Raw genomic sequence first — 18,867 nt, forward strand, 5'->3', positions numbered from 1 at the left:
TCAACCATGAAGGACTGTTTTGCCGCCAAAGAGGGCAGAAACAGGGCAAAACCGGCGTCCCGGCCAATAAAGCCGCACCGCAAAAATCCGGAGAGCCGGCCTCGGACCCCCGCCCAGATCCGTAAAACAGCGCAGGCCGCGTTAACGATTGAGCTCCGGCGGCGGGCTGCGATCGATGACCTCGGTCTTCGGTTGGCCGACCGCATAGAACGCGTAGTTTTCGATGGTCAAAGGCCCGCGCCGGCGCGGCGCCTCGCCGATCTTCTCGACACGACCGAAAGTATTGCTGACGTAAAAACGCAATCCGATCTGTGCCTCGTCCACGAACAGTTGCGTGCCCGCGAGTTGCGCAGCATCCGGCTCGGGGAAGTTCACCCAGCGGATGCGCTGGATCGGCTGCAGCACACAGGTCCCCCGCGGCAGGTAGAACGACAGCCAGGCGGTGGTCCCATAGTCCATCGCGAGCACGCAGGAGGCGCCGGCGCGAATCCGCGCTGTCTCCACCTCGGCAGCGAGCGGCCGCCAGCCGACGCCGACGCTGCGCACGGTGGCATCGCGCTTGTAGCCCGACAGCCAGCCGGTGTTGGCCTGCACGATCAGCGCGATGAACATCACGACGCCGGCAGGCAGCGCCCAGCGCAGGCAGAACGCTGCCGTGCGCTGCTCGCGTGGAGGCCAGACCACGAGGTGGGCGGCCGCCGCGGCTGCCACGACGAAGGCCGGATAGATCGGGGCAAACCAGTTGGCCTCGACGCGGGCGTGCAGCGAATGCCAGACGAAATAGGCCACGATGACCCAGACCATGACCTCGACCAGCACGCGCGACGCCGCATCCCCTGCCCTGCGCCGCGCCAGCCCATACAGGCCCATCACGCCGAGGATGAAGACCAGGGGCGTCGCAAAGGCGAACTGCGTCGGGACGATCTCGGCGATGTAGACCGGACGAACCTCCTCGACCCGGGCGCGGCCGAGCTGCTTGATGAACGACACCCATTGGTGCTCGGCGTTCCACAGGATCACCGGCGAGAAGATCCCGAACGCCACGAGGCCGCCGAGATACGGCCAGGGCGAGGCCAGCCAATGCCGCAGCTTCGGCACGGCGACGAGCCAGATCAGGATCGCCGCGCCGAAGAACAGCGCAGTGTATTTCGACAGCAATGCCGCACCAACCGCGGCGCCGACGGCGAGCCACCAGGCGCCCCTGCCCGTTTCCAGGACCTTGGCGCAGAACAACAGCACGAAGCTGGAGGCCACCAGCAGCGGCGCGTCGGGCGTCACGATCAGCGTGCCGACGGCAGCCATCAGGGTGACGTTCAGCAGCAGCGCTGCCATCGCCGCCACGCGGACGCTGCCGAACAGGATCTCGGCCGTGCGATACACCGCATAGCTCATGGGAAGGCCGAGCAGGATCGAGACCAGCCGCACGCCGAGCTCGCTGTCGCCCGCGATCAGCGTGCCCAGCCGGATCACGACCGCGACCATCGGCGGGTGGTCGTAATAGCCACCGGCCAGATGCTTCGACCACATCCAGTAATAGGCTTCGTCGAAGGTGATCGGCGTGACCGCAGCCGCGATCAGCCGGAGCACGACCAGGCCTGCGATGGTCAGCCAGACGTTGCGGACCAGCCGGGCGTCGTTGGCCGCAGCCGCAGAGGTCATCGCTTGCGCCAGACGAACAATCCGGAGATCGCGTAATTCCAGACCACGCCCATCAGCGCGCCGGCCGCGCCGGCCAACCACCAGATCGGCTCCTGGTCGTAGACCGAGAAGGCGACACCGACATTGGCGAGCAGACCGACCGAGCAGACCAGATAGAACGCGAGCAGGCCGCGCAGGATCGCAAAGCCCTTCAGCCGCTGGTCGCGATAGGTGAGGAAGTTGTTGAGAATGAAATTCGAGGTCATCGCGATGAAGGCGCCGAGCGCCTGCGCTTCCGCGAACGGCAGGTCGAACAGATTGAGACCGAGAAAGAGCGTGGCCAGATGCACGAACAGGCCGAGGCCGCCGACCATGGCGAACATCAGGAAGCGCAGCGACACCACGTCGTTGGTCATCTTGGCCAGCACGAGGCCGAGGAAATCGAGCGCGACCATCGAATCGAGCTTGCTCTCGCCATGCAGACGCGAACCGAACGTATAGGGCACCTCGACCGTCTTCAGGCCGCCTTCGGCGCTGGCGATGATGTCGAGCAGGATCTTGAAGCCCTGGGTCGACAGCTTCGGCGCGATCTGCTCGAAGCGGTCGCGGCGGATCATGAAGAAGCCGCTCATGGGGTCGTTGACCTCGACCTTGAGCGCGCGGCGCGCGATCTCGGTGGCGAAGGCGCTGGCCCCGGCGCGCTTGCTGTCGAAGCTCGCGGCGCTGCCGCCCGCGATGTACCGGCTGCCGACGACGAGCTCGGCCGCACCGCTCTGCAGCAGCGACAGCATCTTCGGCAGCTGGGTCTCGTCATGCTGCAAATCCGCGTCGATCACGGCGGCAAAAGGCGCGCTGGCGGCGAGGATGCCCTCGATGCAGGCGCCGGAGAGGCCGCGGCGGCCGATGCGGCGGATGCCACGGACGCGGTTGTCGTTGCGCGACAATTCGCGCACCACCTGCCAGGTGCCATCGGGGGAATTGTCGTCGACGAACACGACCTCCCACGGCACGTCCTTGAACGCCGCCTCCAGCCGCTGGTACAGCGTGGTCACATTGTCGCGCTCGTTGAAGGTCGGGACGACCACCGAAACGATCGGAATATCAGCGGTTTGCATCGGCACGGGAGGGGCCGTTCGGATGGCGTCGGTCATGGTGCGGATGCGTATATCCGCCGCGTCCCACACTGCCAAGCGCAACGGCAGCGTGCGGGTGCAAAAAGGCCGGGCTGTGGTGCCGGCGCGCACCGCTCGAAACGAGCAGGGCCCAAAATGCCAACGACCACAAACAAAGGGCGCGCGTACATCCGGCGCAACCGCTCTGCCGTGGTCGTCTCGGTGCCGGAGCCCTTAAGCTCGACGTCACCGTCCTCACCTAGATGGGGTGCCCTCACCGGAATGCAAGGACGTCCCGGATTCCACCTAGTTCGGCACCTCGCGCACGACGGGTCCGCGCACGGCGGGGGCCACCGGAACCGTCTGCACCTGCGTCGGCGGCACCTCGACCTTGGCCGGCTGCATTGGCCGGGCCATCGGCCCGACGGGAACGTAGTAGAAGGCCGCCGCCAGCACGGCGGCAGCGACGATCGCGCCCAGCACGCCGCCGACCGATTCCGCTCTCATTGCCACATCTCCCCTTCCCGGCCCGTTCCCTGGATACACCAGCCGCCGGATCGCTGGAAGAGCGGCCGCACCACAGCGCCGAACTGGCCAGAGGCTGCAGGGTTGACTATCGTCCGTATCTCGACACCCCCTGACCATCAGCATCGGAACCGATCCGTGAGCAAAGCCCCTGCACGCGCCGCGCAATCCCTGGGCCACATCTACATCGGCATCGGCGGCTGGACCTTCGCGCCGTGGCGCGGCGTGTTCTATCCGGACAAGCTGCCGCAGGCGAAGGAGCTCGCCTACGCCGCCTCGAAGCTGACCTCGATCGAGATCAACGGCACCTATTACGGCTCGCAGAAGCCGGAGAGCTTTCGCAAATGGGCGCGCGAGGTGCCCGACGGCTTCATCTTCTCGCTGAAGGGCCCGCGCTTCGCGACCAACCGCCGCGTGCTCGCCGAGGCCGGCGACTCCGTGAAGCGCTTCTACGACACCGGCGTGCTCGAGCTCGGCGACCGGCTCGGGCCCGTGCTGTGGCAGTTCGCGCCGACCAAGAAGTTCGACGAGGCCGATTTCGGCAAGTTCCTGGAGCTGCTGCCGCGCGAGCTCGACGGCCGCAAGCTGCGCCACGTCGTCGAGGTTCGCCACGACAGTTTTTGCGTCCCCGGCTTTGTCGCACTGCTGCGCGAATTCGCAACGCCAGTCGTGTTCGCCGAGCACGGCAAATATCCGGCGATCGCCGATGTGGTGGGCGACTTTGTCTATGCCCGGCTGCAGAAGGGCAATGACGAGCTCGCGACCTGCTATCCGCCGAAGCAGCTCGACGCCTGGGCCAAGCGCCTGCAACTGTGGGCCGGCGGTGGCGCGCCGGACGACCTGCCACGGGTCGACGACAAGGCGCCGAAGAAGACGCCGCGCGACGTGTTCGCCTATGTCATCCACGAGGGCAAGGTGCGGGCGCCGGCCGGCGCGATGGAATTGATCGAGCGGGTGAGCTGAGGAGCGTGACGATGGCCAAAGCCAGGACGCTGTTCACGATCGGCTACGAGCAGACGCCGGCCAAGGCGGTGCTGGACGAGTTGCAGTCGGCGGGCGTCAAGCTGCTGGTCGACGTGCGCGCGGTGGCGGCGTCGCGACGGCCGGGCTTCTCCAAGAGCCAGCTCGCCGCAGGGCTCGACGAGCGGGGCATCGGCTATGTCCATCTGCGCGGGCTCGGCACGCCGAAGGAAGGCCGCGAAGCCGCGCGCAGCGGCCATTACGACACGCTGCACAAGATCTACGACGCGCACCTCAAGACACCACAGGCGAAGGAGCAGATGGACGAACTGGCGTCGCTGGTGAAGAGTGCGGGCCCCGTCTGCCTGCTCTGCTACGAGCGCGACCACGCCCATTGCCACCGGCAGTGGATCGCGGAGATCATCGAGACACGCGACCAGGTCAAGGTGCAGAACCTGGTCGCGCCACAGACTTGAAGCGTCACTCCGCGGCGCAGGCAAAGGATGACGCCTGCTCGATGTCGCCGCTGACATATTTGGCGAATTTCGGCCACGGGCACAGCGGCCGCGTCCGCTGCGCGCTCCAGGTCGACGGCAGCTCCTTGTTGGCGGCATTCACCGATGCCGTGATCGTCTCCGGCGCTTTGCCCTTCTCGACCCAGTCCATCAGCGCGTCCAGCGCATCGAACTTCTCCAAGGTGACGCCGCCGCCGCAATGGGTCTCACCCGGCAGCGCGAACAGGCGCACGAAGCTGTCGGCCTTGCCCTGCACGTTGGCATTCAGCTTCTCGTACCAGCGGATGGTGTCGTTGATCGAGAACACCGGATCGGCCTGGCCGTGATAGATCAGCATCTTGCGGGCGCCGCTCTGAAACGCCGGCAGAGTCGGATCGTCGACCGCGGGCGGCGTCATGAAGTCCATCGCGGACTCCGTGAATGGGCCGTCCTTGGCGTAGATCTTCGGCGCGTCCTTGTCGAAGTCGTAGGCCTGCAGCTTCTCGACCAGCTTGTCGGGAGCGCCTTCGACTTCCACCGGCGGCGTGGAGAAGATGTAGTTCAGCGAGGCGCCCCCCATGGTCGCGATGATGGGAAGATTGTTCCAGGGCGCGACCGGGCTCTCGACCTTCCAGGCGCGCCAGTTGCCGGTGCCGACGCCGGCATCGACCGGCCAATCCGAGTAGAGCGGCTCGCCCTTGGAATTGTGCGGGCCCGCGAAGATCGCCTTCAGCGCGTCGACCTTGGCCGCCGGCAGGCAGGCCTTGCTCTCGCCCGATGCACAGCGCAGGTCGTCGAAGCTGAACGTCTTCTGGCAGACCTTCAGGTTCGCCGTCAGCCCGTCCCTGGCACCGTCGAGCCCGTCGCAGATTTCGGTGACCTTGGACGAGATCAGCTTGGCATCCTCGCGCGTGATCGACTTGCGGATGTCGGCGTCGGCCCTGGTCAGCGCCTGCACGTCCCAGGCGTGCTGCACGGCGGCGCGCGGCAGGTTGAAGCCGGGATTGCCGACCAGGAAGCCGTCATACCGATCGGGCATCCGCTCGGCCGCGACCATGGTGTGACGTCCGCCGTTGGAGCAGCCGGCGATGTAGGAGTAGTCGGGCGCCTTGCCGTAATGCGCCGAAATGATCGCTTTGGCGATCGGCGCCAGGGTGATGTCGGCAGCATAGCCGTAGTCGCGCCGCGCCTGAGGATCCAGCCCGAAGGCCGATCCGGCCGCAAGGCCGCGGGGCTTGTTGGCGGGATCGTTGCCGGAATGGCCGCTGTCGGACGAAAGCACCGCGAAGCCGCGCGCGAGCGGCGTGATGCCGCCGCTGACGAGACCATCGGCCTTGTCGCCGAGCGCCGGAACCACGACGCCATCATTGCCGCCGTTCACCTGGTGCAGGAAGCGGCCATTCCAGGTCTCCGGCAGGCGGATCTCGAACTGGATCGCATAGGCCCGGCCGTCGACGCCGGTGCGCTCATTGACCTTGCCGGAGAGGATGCAATGTCGGGGCAGCCCGTCGGCGGCGTCCTGCAGCTTCGAGCCCGTCAGCGCCAGTCCCGGAACCTTCAGCACCTCGGCGGTGACCTTGCTGCAGGCTGCATCTTCGGCCCGCGCTGGCCCTGCGGCGGCCGCGCAGACGAAGCCAACTGCGGCCACAAACGACGCTCTGGCTCGGATCATGTGTTCCCCCTGATGTTGCTGTTCGTTGGCCCGCAGTTAAACGCCGGCTCCGTGCATTGTAAATCGCCGACCGCGAGCCATGCGCGCCAGCATGAACGAACGGCGCTACCGCAAACGATTCTACCGCCAACGGCTCTAATGCAATTGCCACACCTCGAACCGCCGCTCGTAGCCGCGCACCGACACCTCGCCATGAAAGACGGCGTCGCGCGCCCCGTCGCCGACCGCCTGTCGCACCTCGCTCGAGATCAACAGGTGCGAATTGAACTCCTTGTTCAGCGCCTCGAGCCGGGAGGCGAAGTTCACGGTGTCGCCGATGACGGTGTATTCCTTGCGGCGCGGCGAGCCGATGCTACCCGCCACGACCTCGCCGACATGAAGACCGATCCCGATCCGCAACGGCCAGGACGACGCAGCATTCACCTGCTCCATGGCGGCCACCATCTCGCGCGCCGCGGCGACCGCGTGCAGGGCCGCATCGCGCGATTCGAACGGCGCGCCGAACAGCGCCAGGAAGCCGTCGCCGAGGAACTTGTTGACGATCCCGCCATGGCGCTCGAGGATTTCGACCAGCACGGCAAATGCACCATCGAGACGATCCACGACCTCCTGCGGCGCCTTCGACCGTGCCGCCGCGGTGAAGCCGCGGAAATCGACGAACATCACGGCGACCTCCCGGATGTCCCGCGGCTCCGCCGTGCCCTCCTTCATCAACCGCTCGACGACCTGTGGCGAAACATGCTGGCCGAACAGGTCCGTGACGCGGTCGCGGGCCGATGCGGCCTCGATGCTCGCGGCGAATTGGCGGCGGAGCTGCACGCTCACCGCTCCGGCGAGCAGGCCGCACAGCAGGACGATGAAGCTGCGCTCGCCGTGATAGTAGATCTCCGGATTCTGGCTGACGTCGATCGATGGGCGGTGGATCAGAGCCACGGTGAGCAATTCGGCCGCGGCCACGAGGCCGGTGAAGCTCGACAGCCAGAAATCGAGCCGCAGTGTCGAGAGAATGATGAAGATGAAATAGGCCAGCGGCGCACCGAAGCCGAGCGCCCTTTCGGATCCGATACCCTCGATCTGCAGCACCAGCACGAAGGTCGGAAGCGAGGTCTCGACCAGCGCGCTCACATACCGCCAGAGAACCGGCACGTCTCGCCCATGGCGCATGTTCCCCTTGATCCTGAACATCACCAGGACTTCGAAGCCGATGAACGCCGCGATGGCTGCGTAGACGTAGAAAATCTGGCTGCGGCTCGGCCAGATCCACTGCGAGATTTGCGGCGCGACAATCTCGACCACGAGCGAGATAGCCAAGAACAGCGCCGACGTGGCGAGCAATGCCTTCACACGCAAGAGCTCGGTGCTCAGCGTCTGACGCATCAGCGCCCGCTGGAATTCGACCGACGCGCCCGCCGGCTCGCTCGCTTGTGCCTCAGCGATCTGCGTCATTCCTCAGCCGCATCCTTGCCCCACCGCCATTGTGCCTCAATCAAGGGTGCGGCGGAAGCGAAACACGGCGACCGTCATCGCGAACATCATGAGGCCGAACAGGACGATGGTGTCGTGCTGCAGATTCGGCAGCGTCGAACCCTTGAGCATGATGGCACGGACGATTCGCAGGTAGTGCGTCAGCGGCAGGCATTCGCCGAGGATCTGCGCCCATTGCGGCATGCCGAGAAACGGGAACATGAATCCGGACAGCAGGATGCTCGGCAGGAAGAACATCATCGACAGCTGCATCGCCTGCAGCTGGTTCTGCGCCAAGGTCGAGAACGTGTAGCCGATCGACAGGTTGGTCGCGATGAACAGCGTCGACAGCAGCGCCAAAAGCGTGAGGCTGCCCATGATCGGCACGCCGAACAACAGCACGCCGATGCCGATGATGATCGCGGCCTGCAGGAAGCCGACCAGCACGTAGGGAATGATCTTGCCGAGCATGACCTCGACCGGCTTGATCGGCATCGACAGCAGGCTCTCCATGGTGCCTCGCTCGATCTCGCGCGTGACGGAGAGCGCGGTGAAGATCAGCATCGTCATGGTCAGGATCGTGCCGACCAGGCCCGGCACGATGTTGAGCCGCGACGACGCGGCCGGATTGTAGCGGGCGTGAGCCCGGATCTCGAACGGCGTCGTGACGGGATTGCCGGTGTAGAGATCATGCGCGAGCGCGGTCTGCACGATCATGCCGAGCGACGACAGCGCCGAGGATGCCGCCACCGGATCGGTGGCGTCGGCGGCCACCAGCAGCGCCGGGCGATCGCCGCGGCGGACGGCACGCTCGAAGCCGCGCGGGATCTCGACGCCGAACAGGACTCTGCCCGACAGCAGGAGGTCGTCGAATTCGGCGACGCTATTGACCTCGCGGGTGAAGCGGAAATAGGCGGTGTTCTCCATCGCCTTCAGGATCGAGCGGCCGAGATCGCTGTCCTCCTGCAGCAGCACCGCCGCCGGCAGATGATGCGGCGTAGTGTTGATGGCGTAGCCGAACAGCATCAGCTGCATCACCGGGATCATCACGATCATCGCGAACGACACCCGGTCGCGCTTGAGCTGGATGAACTCCTTGATCAGCATGGCGTAGGTGCGGCGCCAGAAGCCGAAGCGCGGCTCGGAGGAGCTGTGAGGAAGGACCGCGTCGCTCATGGGAAATGGTCCTTATTGAAAATTATCCTTGGAGCGGTTCATCAGGTCGATGAAGACGTCCTCGAGCGATGGCGCGGCGGGCCGCCAATGCAGCCCGGCCTCGTCGCGCCAGGGCGCGATCGCGGCGTCCAGCGCGGCGCGGTCGCGGCCGGAGACGTGCAGGCTGGTGCCAAACGGCGCCACCATGTCGACCCCGGGTCTGCCGACAAGCGAGGCCGTGAGTTCGCGCAGATCATCGCCGCTGACCGTGTATGTGGTGAGTGCGGACTGCGCGATCACCTCGGAGACCGTGCCGTGCGCCAGCAGATGGCCATAGGCGATGTAGGCGATCTCGTGACAGCGCTCGGCCTCATCCATGTAGTGGGTCGAGACCAGCACGGTCAGCCCCTCGCCGGCGAGCGCATGGATCTCGTTCCAGAAATCGCGCCGCGCCTTCGGGTCGACGCCCGCGGTCGGCTCGTCGAGCAGCAGCAATTGCGGGTTGGGCAAGGTGCAGGCGCCGAGCGCCAGCCGCTGCTTCCAGCCGCCCGACAATTCGCCGGCGAGCTGGCGCTCGCGGCCGGAGAGACCAAGGCGCCGCACCATGTCGCGCGCGGCCCGGCGCGGATCGGGCATGCCGTAGAGCCGCGCGACGAATTCGAGATTCTCGCGCACCGAAAGATCCTGATACAGGCTGAATCGCTGCGTCATGTAGCCCACACGGCGCTTGATCTTGTCGGCATCGCGGCGGATGTCGAAGCCGAGGCAGGTGCCCTCCCCGCTGTCGGGCGTCAGCAACCCGCACAGCATGCGGATCGTGGTGGTCTTGCCGGAGCCGTTCGGGCCGAGAAAACCGTAGATCGACCCGCGTTTCACCTGCATCGACAGATCATGCACGACCTCACGGCCGGCGAAGGACTTGCTCAGCCCCTTGACGGCGATCGCGATCTCGGCCGGTCCCGCCGCGGTCATTGCTTGTCTGCCACCGGAGTTTTCGGATTCGGATAGATGCTGACGGGCTGGCCGACGCGCAATGCGTCGGGACGCGAGGGCCGCGCCTGGATCAGGTAGACGAGCTTGTTGCGCTCATCGAGGCTGTAGATGACCGGCGGGGTGTATTCGGCCGAGGTCGCCAGGAAATACACCCGAGCGGTGAGGTCGGCGGCGCAATTGTCGCAGGTGACGCGCACCTCGTCGCCGACCGTGAATTTCGGCAGATCCGCCTCCGGCACATAGAAGCGCAGCTTCATGTTGCCGGGCGGCATGATCGACAGCACCGGCCGCTGTGCCGCCACCATCTCGCCTTCGCGGAAGTAGATCTGCTGGATGGTGCCGGCGACCGGCGCCACGCCCTTGCGCCGGGCGAGCCTCGTCTGCGAGGTCACGACATGCGCCTCCGCGATGCGGAGGGCGGACACTGCAGAATCCAGCGTCGCCTGCGTCCCCGCTCCCGTCTTGCTCAGCGCCGCGGCACGATCGTAGGTCTGCTGCGCATTGGCAAGCGTGGCCTTGGTCTGGTTGAGGTCGGCCTGCTGCAGATCGTCGTCGACCGAGTAGAGAGAATCGCCGACCTTGACCTCGTCGCCTTCGCGGATGTTGAGCCTGGTGATGCGTCCGGCCTCGTCCGGGCTGACGAAGATCATGTCGGCCTCGACCCACCCCTGATAGCCGGGATCGCGCGTGTCCCTGCAGCCGTCGAAGGTGAAGGCCGTGACCAGCACGGCGAGGCAGTGCAGCAGGCTCATGTCGGCCTCCTTGCGCCAAAGATCAGATCGAGATGGGTTTGCAGCATCGCTTCCGCGTCGAGCGGCGCATGGCGCTCGAACAGGCTCTTCCAGATCACCGCCACCATCATCGGCGCGATCAGCAATTGCGGAAACTGCGCGAGTGCGGGCTCGCGGATCTCGCCTCTGGCAATCGCGAGCTGGATCAGACCGCGCATGGCGGCAAGACCGCGGGAGACGACCTCGCGGTAGTAGAAATCGGCAATCGCCGGAAAGCGTGGACCCTCGGCAATGATGAGACGCACGAGATCGCCGCGCCGCGTGCCGGCGACCTCCTGCAGGAACATCCGCGCCAGCGCCTCGGCCATGTCCCGCACGGAGCCATTCATCGGCGGCGGCGTCGCAAGGCGGCTGACGAAGGGCACGATCGCGGTCCGGATCAATTCCTCGAACATCGATTCCTTGTCCTTGAAGTGCAGATAGATCGTGCCCTTGGCGACGCCCGCGCGCTTGGCGATGTCGTCGAGGCGGGTTGCGGCAAAGCCGCGGGCGATGAACTCGTCCATCGCCGCCTGCACGATCGCCGCGCGGCGCTCGGCCGCGCGATCGGCCCGGCGCGAAACAGCCGCGGGGCCCGCCGTCCGCGGCTTAGGCTTGTTCGATGGTGAGGTCTGGGACATGAAAACATCAATGACTGACTGGTCAGTCATTGTCAAGCTACTCCAGGCGCTTGCTTGGACGCGCACCGCCAGCGGGCGGCCGCCTTGTCCGCAGACCTCGCCGCCGTCATTCCGGGGCGGCGCGAAGCGACGAGCCCGGAATCCATAACCACGACATGTCGTGTGGCGAAGACAAGCGCCACAGCCATCCGGCGCCACACTCCGGTTCGTGGCTATGGATTCCGGGCTCGCGCTTACGCGCGCCCCGGAATGACGCGCGGAAAGAGCGGGGTCTCCAATCGCAGCCCGCGCGCCGTCGCGTTCTCTGCTCAGGTGAAGTCGAGCACCATTCGGCCGTCGATCTTGCCGGCCTTCATGCGGTCGAAGATGGTGTTGATCTCCGACAGCGGCGCCGTGGTGATCTCGGCGCCGACCTTGCCTTCGGCGGCAAAGGCGATGGCCTCGTCGAGGTCGCGCCTGGTGCCGACGATCGAGCCGCGCACGGTGATGCGCTTCAGCACGACGTCGAAAATCGGCGTCGGGAATTCGCCGGGCGGCAGGCCGACCAGACTAACCGTCCCCTTGCGGCGGACCATCTTGAGCGCCTGCGCAAAGGCCGGCGTCGACACCGCCGTGACCAGCACGCCATGGGCCCCGCCCCCGGTGATCTCCATGACGCGCTCGACCGCATCCTTGTCGAGCGCGTTGACGGCATGCACGGCGCCTGCCTCCAGCGCGAGCTTCAGCTTGTCGTCGGCGATGTCGACACCGATCGCCTTCAGACCCATCGCCTTCGCATACTGGATCGCGACATGACCGAGGCCGCCGACCCCGAAGATCACGACCCATTGGCCGGGCCGCGCATCGGTCTCCTTCAGTCCCTTGTAGGTCGTGACGCCGGCGCACAGGATCGGCGCGATCTTGGCGAAGTTCACGTTGGCCGGCAGCCGCGCAGCGAAGGCTGCAGACGCAATCACATATTCGGCGAAGCCGCCGTTCACGCTGTAGCCCGTGTTGTGCTGGTGCTCGCACAGGGTCTCCCAGCCGGTCTCGCAATATTCGCAGCGCAGACAGGCGTCGTGCAGCCACGCCACGCCGACGGCATCGCCGACCTTGAAGTCGGTGACGCCGGATCCGAGCGCCGCAACGATGCCAGCCGCCTCATGGCCGGGAATGAACGGCGGCACTGGCTTCACCGGCCAGTCCCCGGAGGCAGCGTGAAGATCGGTGTGGCACACGCCGCAGGCCTTCAGCTTCACCAGCAGCTCGCCCGGACCGGGCGTTGGAACGGGCACGTCTTCGATGACGAGCGGCTTGCCGAAGGCTTTGACGATGGCGGCTTTCATGGTCTGCATCTGTCTGCTCCTCATGTCGGGCGCAAACTAACGAAGGCCGGATATCTCGATCTTGATCGGTGTCAAACATCGCTGCCGCAGGTTTGAGCAGCATGTAACAGTTTCATGACAGTGCCGATGTCTTGTTTCGACAATCACGCGTGAAACTTCAGGCCATCGACGATCTTGTCGATCACCTTGCGCTCGGCACGACACGCCAGGCCCACCAGATTGAGATCGGCGCGCACGACAGCCTTCACCGCCGCGCGATTGGCTTCGTCATGCGTCGTCTTGAACATGTCCTCGGTGTAGAGCGCCGGCTTCACGCCGCGCGCCAGCGCACGATCGAGGGCGCGGGCCATCGCCGCGCGATCCGGCGCGCCGTAGATCAGGATCGGCTGACCGATCAGCGCGTGATAGATCGTCGCTGAGCCGTCCTCGTAGGGCACACCGATACACTCGGGAAACGCAGCGGCAATGCCGCTGGCGAGGAAGGCGGATACGTTCAGCTTCTGCCAGGCTTCGAGATCGTTGCGGATGATCAGCGCGATCTTGGTGTCGAATTGCATGTCACGTCCATGTTCCAAACAAGCGAACGCCCAGAATAGCTGAGCCATCCCGGGCGTGAAGCATCGGAATTGAAAGAGCGCACATGGACCACGGCAGGGAGCCGCTCAAATCGTCAGGCTCTTATCAGCCCTTGGCGTCGCACACCCAGGCACGGATCACGCATTCCTTGCCACCGAATTTGTAGCATTCCTTGGTCGCGTCGTTGAGCGAGGCGGATATCTTCGGCCGCACTGCATAGCCATGAGCACCACAGGGATTGGTGAGGTCGACGGCGAACGCCGCGCAGGCCTTCTTCATCGTTACCGCGGTGCATTCGCCCTTGCACTGCTTGAGCGCTGCGGCCTTGGCGAGGTGCTCGGCCGGATAATCGAAGGCCTGGCCATAGGCGGCGCACTGGCCGATCGCGAACGCGCCCGCGGCATGCGCCGGGCTGATGGCGCCGTCGCTCGCGACGCGTGCGGCGGCGACGAGCACGGTCAATCCAAATGCAACAAGCGCGAGACGTCGCGCGGCGCTCGAAACGATCACTTCTTCCTCCCCCGAGGCCCAATACGGCCAATTTAGCCGGGGGTCGTTGAAACTTGGTGAACGAGAGATTGAGAGCGGGACTGCTATATCCTCCGCGTCCTACAGGAGCAGTCCGCGGACTCAGCCGCGTCGCGCGGCCTCCAGCGCCTGCGGCGTGTCGATATCGAGGAAGGCGCTGTCGCCGTCGACCGGAACCTCGGCGACGGCCTCACTGTGCTTGGCAATCAGGTGCCTCGCACCGACGTCGCCGTCGAGCGTCATCAGCTCGGCGAAGAAGCGTCGCGACCACAGCACGGGGTTGCCGCGGCGACCGTCGGACACGGGCACGACGATCAAATTGCCGCGATCGGGCGCAAAGGCTTGGATCAGGCGATCGAGCAGATCCGCGGACACCATCGGCATGTCGCCGAGGCAGACCACGGCGCCGTCGATGCCGTCGGGCACCGCCGCGATGCCGGCCTTCACCGAGCTGGCAAGGCCACCGGCGAAATCGGGATTGCGGGCGAAGCGAACGTCGAGACCTTCGAGCGCCTGCTCGACCAGCTCGGCCTGGTGGCCGGTCACGACGATCACCTCGCGGGCGCCGGAAGCCAGCGCCTGCTCGGTGACGATGCGTACCAATTTCTTGCCGCCAAGTTCGGCGAGCAGCTTGTTCGGCCCGCCCATCCGGGTCGAGCGGCCCGCTGCGAGCACGACCGCGGCGACATGGCGCTCGCCGTCGGCCTCGGGCTGGGCGCGCGGCTGCGGCCGTGTCACGATCTCCATCAGCAGGCCTCCAACGCCCATCGCGGTCAGCTCGGCGCGCGTCACCTTGATGCCGGCGAGCAGTCGCATCAGCACCCAGTCAAAACCGTTCTCGGCCGGCGAACGCGCACAGCCCGGCGCGCCGAGCACCGGCACGTTGCCGGCGCGGCCGATCAGCAAGAGATTGCCGGGATCGACCGGCATACCGAAATGGTCAATGGCGCCGCCGATGCCGGTGATGGCGGCAGGGATCACATCGCGGCGGTCGGCGATCGCCGAGGCGCCGAACACGATGACGAGCTCGGCGCCGAGCCCGAGCAGCTCCTTGATCGCAGCGGCCAGCGCGGCCTGCTCATGCGGCACCCGGCGCTCGGCAATGATGGCGGCGCCAGCCGGCGCCAGCCGCTCGGCGGTGACCCGCAACGTCTTGTCGATGACCTTCGGCGCCAGTCCAGGAAGCAGCGTCGAGACCACGCCGACGCGCTTGACGACATAGGGCGCAATACTGAGCGCGCCTTTGCCGGCCGCCTTCACCGCCGCATCGCGCAGGCGGCCTTCGACGCCGAATGGGATCAGCTTGACGGTGCCGACCATCTCGCCTTCGACCACCGCCTTGTAGGCCGGCAAGGTCGCGAAGGTGATGGCCTCGTCGATTTCGTTGATGCGATCGACGGCGGCGCGGTCGACGACCAGCACGCCGGCGTGCGCTGCAAACAGATTGGCGCGGCCGGTGAAGGCGCGGTCGACGTGAATGCCCTCGCCGGCCACGACCTTGGCGACGTCAGCCGCCGCCTCGTCCTCCGAGACGTCGCCCGGCTCGAGCCGGACGACGACGATCTCCTTGACGCCTTCCCTCACCAGCGCTTCGACCTCGGCGGGACCGATCAAGGTGCCCTTCTTGAGCACCAATGATCCCTTGCGCAGGGTGTGAACCGTCACCCCGCCGATCGCCTCAGACGGACTGGCAGGACCGAACTTCATGCCGCCTGCTCTTTTTCCTTGGCCGGCAAACGCAAGGTGGCGGTGATCTGGGCCATGATCGAGACCGCGATCTCCGACGGCGAGACCGCACCGATGGCCAGGCCGATCGGCGCATGGATGCGGGCGATGTCGGCATCGCTGGCGCCTTGCGCGCGCAGCCGGTCGCCACGCTTGGCATGCGTCTTCCGCGAGCCGAGCGCACCGATGTAGAAGCAGTCGCGCGAGAAGGCGTGCAGCAGCGCCGGATCGTCGATCTTTGGATCATGAGTCAGCGCGACGAACGCCGTGTAGTGATCGACATTGAGCGGGGGCAGCGCCACGTCCGGCCATTCGGCGATCAGCGGCACGTCGGGAAAACGCTCGGGGCTGGCAAAGGCCGTGCGCGGGTCGACGACGGTGACGTCATAGCCGAGCGACTTGGCGATCGGCGCCAAGGCCTGGCTGATATGGACGGCACCGACGATGACGAGCCGCGCCGTCGGCGCGTAGACGTTGAGGAACAGCCGCTTGCCGCCCACCTCGACCATGCCGCTCTTGCCCATGCGCAGATGGGTCGAGAGCTCGTTGCGCAGGGGATCAGTGGCGATGGCGGCGGCCTTGACCAGGCGCTGCTCGCCGGAGGCGACGTCGGTGACGAGAATGGCCGGGCGGCGCGCGGCGCGCTCGGCATTGAGCTGGGCGAGCGTTGCAAGCTGCATCTGTCAGCCCACCTTCTCGACGAACACGCGGATGGTGCCGCCGCAGGACAGCCCGACGTTCCAGGCGGTCTCGTCGGCCACGCCGAATTCGAGCATCTTGGGCTGGCCGCTGCAGATCACGTCGAGCGCCTCGGTCACCACGGCGCCCTCGACGCAACCGCCGGACACCGAGCCGAGAAACGTACCCTCGTCATTGATGACGAGGTTGGAGCCGACCGGGCGCGGCGCCGAGCCCCAGGTTTCGACCACGGTCGCGAGCGCGACGCCATGGCCGGATTTGTGCCAGCCCTCGGCGGCTTTCAGGATGTCTTCGTCGCGGTTGAGCATGGAAATCTCCTTCTCAGGCAGCGGGCCGGATCACGCTGCGGCTGTGCGGCGGCAGCGGCGACGACAGCGCCGAGATCAGCGTCTCGATCGAGGTCAAGTTATGTACGGGGCGGAATTCGTCAACGTGGGGCAGCATGGTTTTGATGCCCTGCGCCTTGGCCTCGAACCCGGAATAGCGCAACAGCGGGTTCAACCAGATCAGCCGGCGGCAGGAGCGGTGCAACCGGTCCATCTCGAAGGCGAGCTTGCTGTCGGCCTCGCGCTCCAGCCCGTCGGAGATCAGGAGCACGATCGCGCCCTGCCCGAGCACGCGGCGCGCCCATTGCTTGTTGAAGGTCTGCAACGAGGTCGCGATCCGGGTGCCGCCGGCCCAGTCCTCGACATTGGCCGAGCAGCTCGCCAGCGCCTCGTCGGGGTCGCGCTGCCGCAGCGCCCGCGTCACGTTGGTCAGCCGGGTGCCGAACAGGAACACCGAGACGCGCTTGCGCGCATCGGTGATGGCGTGGAGAAAATGCAGGAACAGGCGGGTGTACTCGCTCATCGAGCCGGAGATGTCGAGCAGCGCCACGATCGGCGCGGGCTTCTCGATTCTCCCCAGGCGATGGAAGTTGACGATCTCGCCCTCGGTGCGCAGCGCCTGGCGCAAGGTCTTGCGCATGTCGATGCGATGACCGCGCGGATCGGCGGTGTGGCGGCGGGTCTTCAGCTCGGCCTGCGGCAGCCGCATCTTGGCGATGGCGCGCGCGACCTCGGCGATCTCGGCCGCGCTCATCTGCGCAAAATCCTTCTTCTGCAGCACCTCGCGGTCGGACACCGCCAGCCGCAGGTCCTGCTCCTGCGCCTTCGGCTCCTCATGCATCTGCGGCTGCGACATCGCCTCCTGGACCCGGCGCGAGGCCGGCGGCGGCTTCTTCTTGGCGTGGTCCGGGAGCGGCACCGAATCCAGCATCGACTTCCACTCCTCGGCGGGACGGAAGAACAGGTCGAAGGCCTGGGCGAAGATCAGCGCATGTTCGTGGCGCTTGACGAAGATCGATTCGAGCGTGGTGAAGACGTCCGCGCGCTTGCCGATGTCGATCACTTCCAGGGCCGTCATGGCGTCGATGACGGCGCCCGGCCCGACGGGAAGGCCGGCGGCGCGCAAGGCACGCGCGAAGCCCGCGATGTTATCGGCGATGCCGCCAGTCGGCGGCGCGAGGTGATTGATGCTGGTGGGCAAGGCTCTATCCCCTCGTCATTCCGGGACATGCGAAGCATGGGCCCGGAATCCATAACCACGATCGTGAGTATGGATTCCGGGCTCGCCCTCCGGGCGCCCCGGAATGACGACCTTTGTTGTGGCGCGACCGAGGCTCAAGTCTCGCTGGTCGCGTCCTTGATCACCTTCTGCAGCGCATCGCCCTGCATGCGGGCGATGTCGTCCTGATACTTCAGCAGCGCGCCCAGCGTGTCGCCGACGACCTCCGCATTCAGCGAGCGCGCGTCGAGCTCGGTCAGCGCCGTGGCCCAGTCGAGGGTCTCGGCGACGCCGGGCGACTTGTAGAAGTCCTGGTCGCGCAGCGCCTGCACGAAGCGCACGACCTGCTGCGACAGCCGCTGCGAAATGCCGGGCAGCCGCGTCCTGACGATGGCGAGCTCGCGCTCGGCGGAGGGATAGTCGACCCAGTGATACAGGCAGCGCCGCTTCAGCGCGTCGTGGATCTCGCGGGTGCGGTTCGAGGTGATGATGACGATCGGCGGATGCGGCGCCTTGACGGTGCCGAACTCGGGGATCGTGACCTGGAAGTCGGAGAGGATCTCGAGCAGATAGGCCTCGAACGCCTCGTCGGCGCGGTCGAGCTCGTCGATCAGCAGCACGGGGCTGCCGTTGACATCGGGCTCCAGCGCCTGCAGCAGCGGGCGCTTGATCAGGTAACGGTCGGCGAAAATGTCCGACGTGAGCTGATCGCGGTCGACATCGCCGCCGGCCTCCGCCAGCCGGATCGCGATCATCTGCGCCGCCGAATTCCACTCGTAGACGGCAGATGAAACGTCGAGGCCCTCGTAGCATTGCAGCCGGATCAGCTTCCGCCCGAGCGCCGCCGACAGCACCTTGGCGATCTCGGTCTTGCCGACGCCGGCCTCGCCTTCGAGGAACAGCGGCCGGCCCATGCGCAGCGACAGATAGGTCACAGTCGCCAGCGCCCGCTCGGCCAGATAGCCGCGCGAGGACAACAATTCGAGCATCGCATCAACTGATGCTGGCAGGGCCGGAGCACTCATGGGCGGGACCGCTTCCTTCG

The 18,867-nt window shown here is 66.3% G+C and carries 19 protein-coding genes; 2 read left to right on the forward strand and 17 right to left on the reverse strand.

The window, feature by feature from the left end; translation table 11 throughout:
* Positions 1–141: 141 nt before the first annotated feature.
* The 3 genes from ACQR1B_RS10430 to ACQR1B_RS10440 form a co-directional block, all read right to left on the reverse strand.
* Positions 142–1,659, reverse strand: coding sequence for a glycosyltransferase family 39 protein (locus ACQR1B_RS10430; RefSeq protein ID WP_434831019.1), 1,518 nt, complete (start codon positions 1,657–1,659; stop codon positions 142–144).
* On the reverse strand, positions 1,656–2,789 hold the full coding sequence (locus ACQR1B_RS10435) for a glycosyltransferase family 2 protein (RefSeq protein ID WP_434831018.1): 1,134 nt from the start codon (positions 2,787–2,789) through the stop codon (positions 1,656–1,658). The genes ACQR1B_RS10430 and ACQR1B_RS10435 overlap by 4 nt, the downstream gene beginning before the upstream one ends.
* A 267-nt stretch (positions 2,790–3,056) precedes the next feature.
* The gene (locus tag ACQR1B_RS10440; RefSeq protein WP_434831017.1) at positions 3,057–3,257 is read right to left on the reverse strand and encodes a hypothetical protein; all 201 of its coding nucleotides are present in this window, start codon (positions 3,255–3,257) and stop codon (positions 3,057–3,059) included.
* 156 nt (positions 3,258–3,413) lie between these two features.
* Here ACQR1B_RS10440 and ACQR1B_RS10445 point away from each other — a divergent pair, with 156 nt between their 5' ends.
* A complete protein-coding gene (locus ACQR1B_RS10445; protein ID WP_434831016.1) occupies positions 3,414–4,238 on the forward strand; it encodes a DUF72 domain-containing protein in 825 nt (274 codons plus the stop codon).
* Positions 4,239–4,249: 11 nt separating this feature from the next.
* Positions 4,250–4,711 (forward strand): DUF488 domain-containing protein, encoded by a 462-nt coding sequence (locus tag ACQR1B_RS10450; RefSeq protein WP_434831015.1) that lies wholly within the window; start codon positions 4,250–4,252, stop codon positions 4,709–4,711.
* 4 nt (positions 4,712–4,715) lie between these two features.
* Here ACQR1B_RS10450 and ACQR1B_RS10455 read toward each other — a convergent pair whose 3' ends face one another.
* From ACQR1B_RS10455 to ACQR1B_RS10520, 14 genes are all read right to left on the reverse strand, one after another.
* On the reverse strand, positions 4,716–6,401 hold the full coding sequence (locus ACQR1B_RS10455; RefSeq protein ID WP_434831014.1) for a tannase/feruloyl esterase family alpha/beta hydrolase: 1,686 nt from the start codon (positions 6,399–6,401) through the stop codon (positions 4,716–4,718).
* Between the two features lie 135 nt (positions 6,402–6,536).
* Positions 6,537–7,847, reverse strand: coding sequence for an adenylate/guanylate cyclase domain-containing protein (locus tag ACQR1B_RS10460; protein WP_434831013.1), 1,311 nt, complete (start codon positions 7,845–7,847; stop codon positions 6,537–6,539).
* Between the two features lie 36 nt (positions 7,848–7,883).
* The gene (locus ACQR1B_RS10465; RefSeq protein WP_434831012.1) at positions 7,884–9,041 is read right to left on the reverse strand and encodes an ABC transporter permease; all 1,158 of its coding nucleotides are present in this window, start codon (positions 9,039–9,041) and stop codon (positions 7,884–7,886) included.
* 12 nt (positions 9,042–9,053) lie between these two features.
* A complete protein-coding gene (locus ACQR1B_RS10470; protein WP_434831011.1) occupies positions 9,054–9,992 on the reverse strand; it encodes an ABC transporter ATP-binding protein in 939 nt (312 codons plus the stop codon).
* Complete coding sequence (locus tag ACQR1B_RS10475) at positions 9,989–10,765, reverse strand: HlyD family secretion protein (protein ID WP_434831010.1); 777 nt, start codon at positions 10,763–10,765, stop codon at positions 9,989–9,991. Before ACQR1B_RS10475 ends, ACQR1B_RS10470 begins: the two co-directional genes overlap by 4 nt.
* Positions 10,762–11,424 (reverse strand): TetR/AcrR family transcriptional regulator, encoded by a 663-nt coding sequence (locus tag ACQR1B_RS10480; protein WP_434831208.1) that lies wholly within the window; start codon positions 11,422–11,424, stop codon positions 10,762–10,764. The genes ACQR1B_RS10475 and ACQR1B_RS10480 overlap by 4 nt, the downstream gene beginning before the upstream one ends.
* Before the next feature lie 308 nt (positions 11,425–11,732).
* On the reverse strand, positions 11,733–12,758 hold the full coding sequence (adhP, locus tag ACQR1B_RS10485; RefSeq protein WP_434831009.1) for an alcohol dehydrogenase AdhP: 1,026 nt from the start codon (positions 12,756–12,758) through the stop codon (positions 11,733–11,735).
* 134 nt (positions 12,759–12,892) lie between these two features.
* Positions 12,893–13,306: a DUF2000 family protein gene (locus ACQR1B_RS10490; RefSeq protein WP_434831008.1), complete on the reverse strand. Its 414-nt coding sequence runs from the start codon at positions 13,304–13,306 to the stop codon at positions 12,893–12,895.
* Positions 13,307–13,430: 124 nt separating this feature from the next.
* Positions 13,431–13,835 (reverse strand): DUF4189 domain-containing protein, encoded by a 405-nt coding sequence (locus ACQR1B_RS10495; RefSeq protein WP_434831007.1) that lies wholly within the window; start codon positions 13,833–13,835, stop codon positions 13,431–13,433.
* Between the two features lie 120 nt (positions 13,836–13,955).
* Positions 13,956–15,560, reverse strand: coding sequence for an NTP transferase domain-containing protein (locus ACQR1B_RS10500; protein WP_434831006.1), 1,605 nt, complete (start codon positions 15,558–15,560; stop codon positions 13,956–13,958).
* Positions 15,557–16,258 (reverse strand): XdhC family protein, encoded by a 702-nt coding sequence (locus ACQR1B_RS10505; RefSeq protein WP_434831005.1) that lies wholly within the window; start codon positions 16,256–16,258, stop codon positions 15,557–15,559. The genes ACQR1B_RS10500 and ACQR1B_RS10505 overlap by 4 nt, the downstream gene beginning before the upstream one ends.
* Before the next feature lie 3 nt (positions 16,259–16,261).
* A complete protein-coding gene (locus tag ACQR1B_RS10510) occupies positions 16,262–16,585 on the reverse strand; it encodes an XdhC family protein (protein ID WP_434831004.1) in 324 nt (107 codons plus the stop codon).
* A 13-nt stretch (positions 16,586–16,598) separates the two neighbouring features.
* Positions 16,599–17,804: a vWA domain-containing protein gene (locus ACQR1B_RS10515; protein WP_434831003.1), complete on the reverse strand. Its 1,206-nt coding sequence runs from the start codon at positions 17,802–17,804 to the stop codon at positions 16,599–16,601.
* Positions 17,805–17,938: 134 nt separating this feature from the next.
* Positions 17,939–18,847 carry an AAA family ATPase gene (locus tag ACQR1B_RS10520; protein ID WP_434831002.1) on the reverse strand — a complete coding sequence of 303 codons (909 nt, stop codon included), beginning with the start codon at positions 18,845–18,847 and terminating at the stop codon, positions 17,939–17,941.
* Between the last annotated feature and the right edge of the window lie 20 nt (positions 18,848–18,867).

Origin of the sequence: Bradyrhizobium oligotrophicum, from assembly GCF_051168495.1 — a bacterium.
GTDB lineage: Bacteria > Pseudomonadota > Alphaproteobacteria > Rhizobiales > Xanthobacteraceae > Bradyrhizobium > Bradyrhizobium oligotrophicum_A.

Bases quoted from the DNA above. Each gene is read 5' to 3' on its own strand.
- ACQR1B_RS10475 (WP_434831010.1), bottom strand. From the start codon at position 10,765: ATGAGCCTGCTGCACTGCCTCGCCGTGCTGGTCACGGCCTTCACCTTC.
- ACQR1B_RS10505 (WP_434831005.1), bottom strand. From the start codon at position 16,258: ATGCAGCTTGCAACGCTCGCCCAGCTCAATGCCGAGCGCGCCGCGCGC.
- ACQR1B_RS10500 (WP_434831006.1), bottom strand. From the start codon at position 15,560: ATGAAGTTCGGTCCTGCCAGTCCGTCTGAGGCGATCGGCGGGGTGACG.
- ACQR1B_RS10455 (WP_434831014.1), bottom strand. From the start codon at position 6,401: ATGATCCGAGCCAGAGCGTCGTTTGTGGCCGCAGTTGGCTTCGTCTGC.
- ACQR1B_RS10440 (WP_434831017.1), bottom strand. From the start codon at position 3,257: ATGAGAGCGGAATCGGTCGGCGGCGTGCTGGGCGCGATCGTCGCTGCC.
- ACQR1B_RS10510 (WP_434831004.1), bottom strand. From the start codon at position 16,585: ATGCTCAACCGCGACGAAGACATCCTGAAAGCCGCCGAGGGCTGGCAC.
- ACQR1B_RS10460 (WP_434831013.1), bottom strand. From the start codon at position 7,847: ATGACGCAGATCGCTGAGGCACAAGCGAGCGAGCCGGCGGGCGCGTCG.
- ACQR1B_RS10490 (WP_434831008.1), bottom strand. From the start codon at position 13,306: ATGCAATTCGACACCAAGATCGCGCTGATCATCCGCAACGATCTCGAA.
- ACQR1B_RS10450 (WP_434831015.1), top strand. From the start codon at position 4,250: ATGGCCAAAGCCAGGACGCTGTTCACGATCGGCTACGAGCAGACGCCG.
- ACQR1B_RS10435 (WP_434831018.1), bottom strand. From the start codon at position 2,789: ATGACCGACGCCATCCGAACGGCCCCTCCCGTGCCGATGCAAACCGCT.
- adhP (WP_434831009.1), bottom strand. From the start codon at position 12,758: ATGCAGACCATGAAAGCCGCCATCGTCAAAGCCTTCGGCAAGCCGCTC.
- ACQR1B_RS10465 (WP_434831012.1), bottom strand. From the start codon at position 9,041: ATGAGCGACGCGGTCCTTCCTCACAGCTCCTCCGAGCCGCGCTTCGGC.
- ACQR1B_RS10520 (WP_434831002.1), bottom strand. From the start codon at position 18,847: ATGAGTGCTCCGGCCCTGCCAGCATCAGTTGATGCGATGCTCGAATTG.
- ACQR1B_RS10480 (WP_434831208.1), bottom strand. From the start codon at position 11,424: ATGTCCCAGACCTCACCATCGAACAAGCCTAAGCCGCGGACGGCGGGC.
- ACQR1B_RS10430 (WP_434831019.1), bottom strand. From the start codon at position 1,659: ATGACCTCTGCGGCTGCGGCCAACGACGCCCGGCTGGTCCGCAACGTC.
- ACQR1B_RS10470 (WP_434831011.1), bottom strand. From the start codon at position 9,992: ATGACCGCGGCGGGACCGGCCGAGATCGCGATCGCCGTCAAGGGGCTG.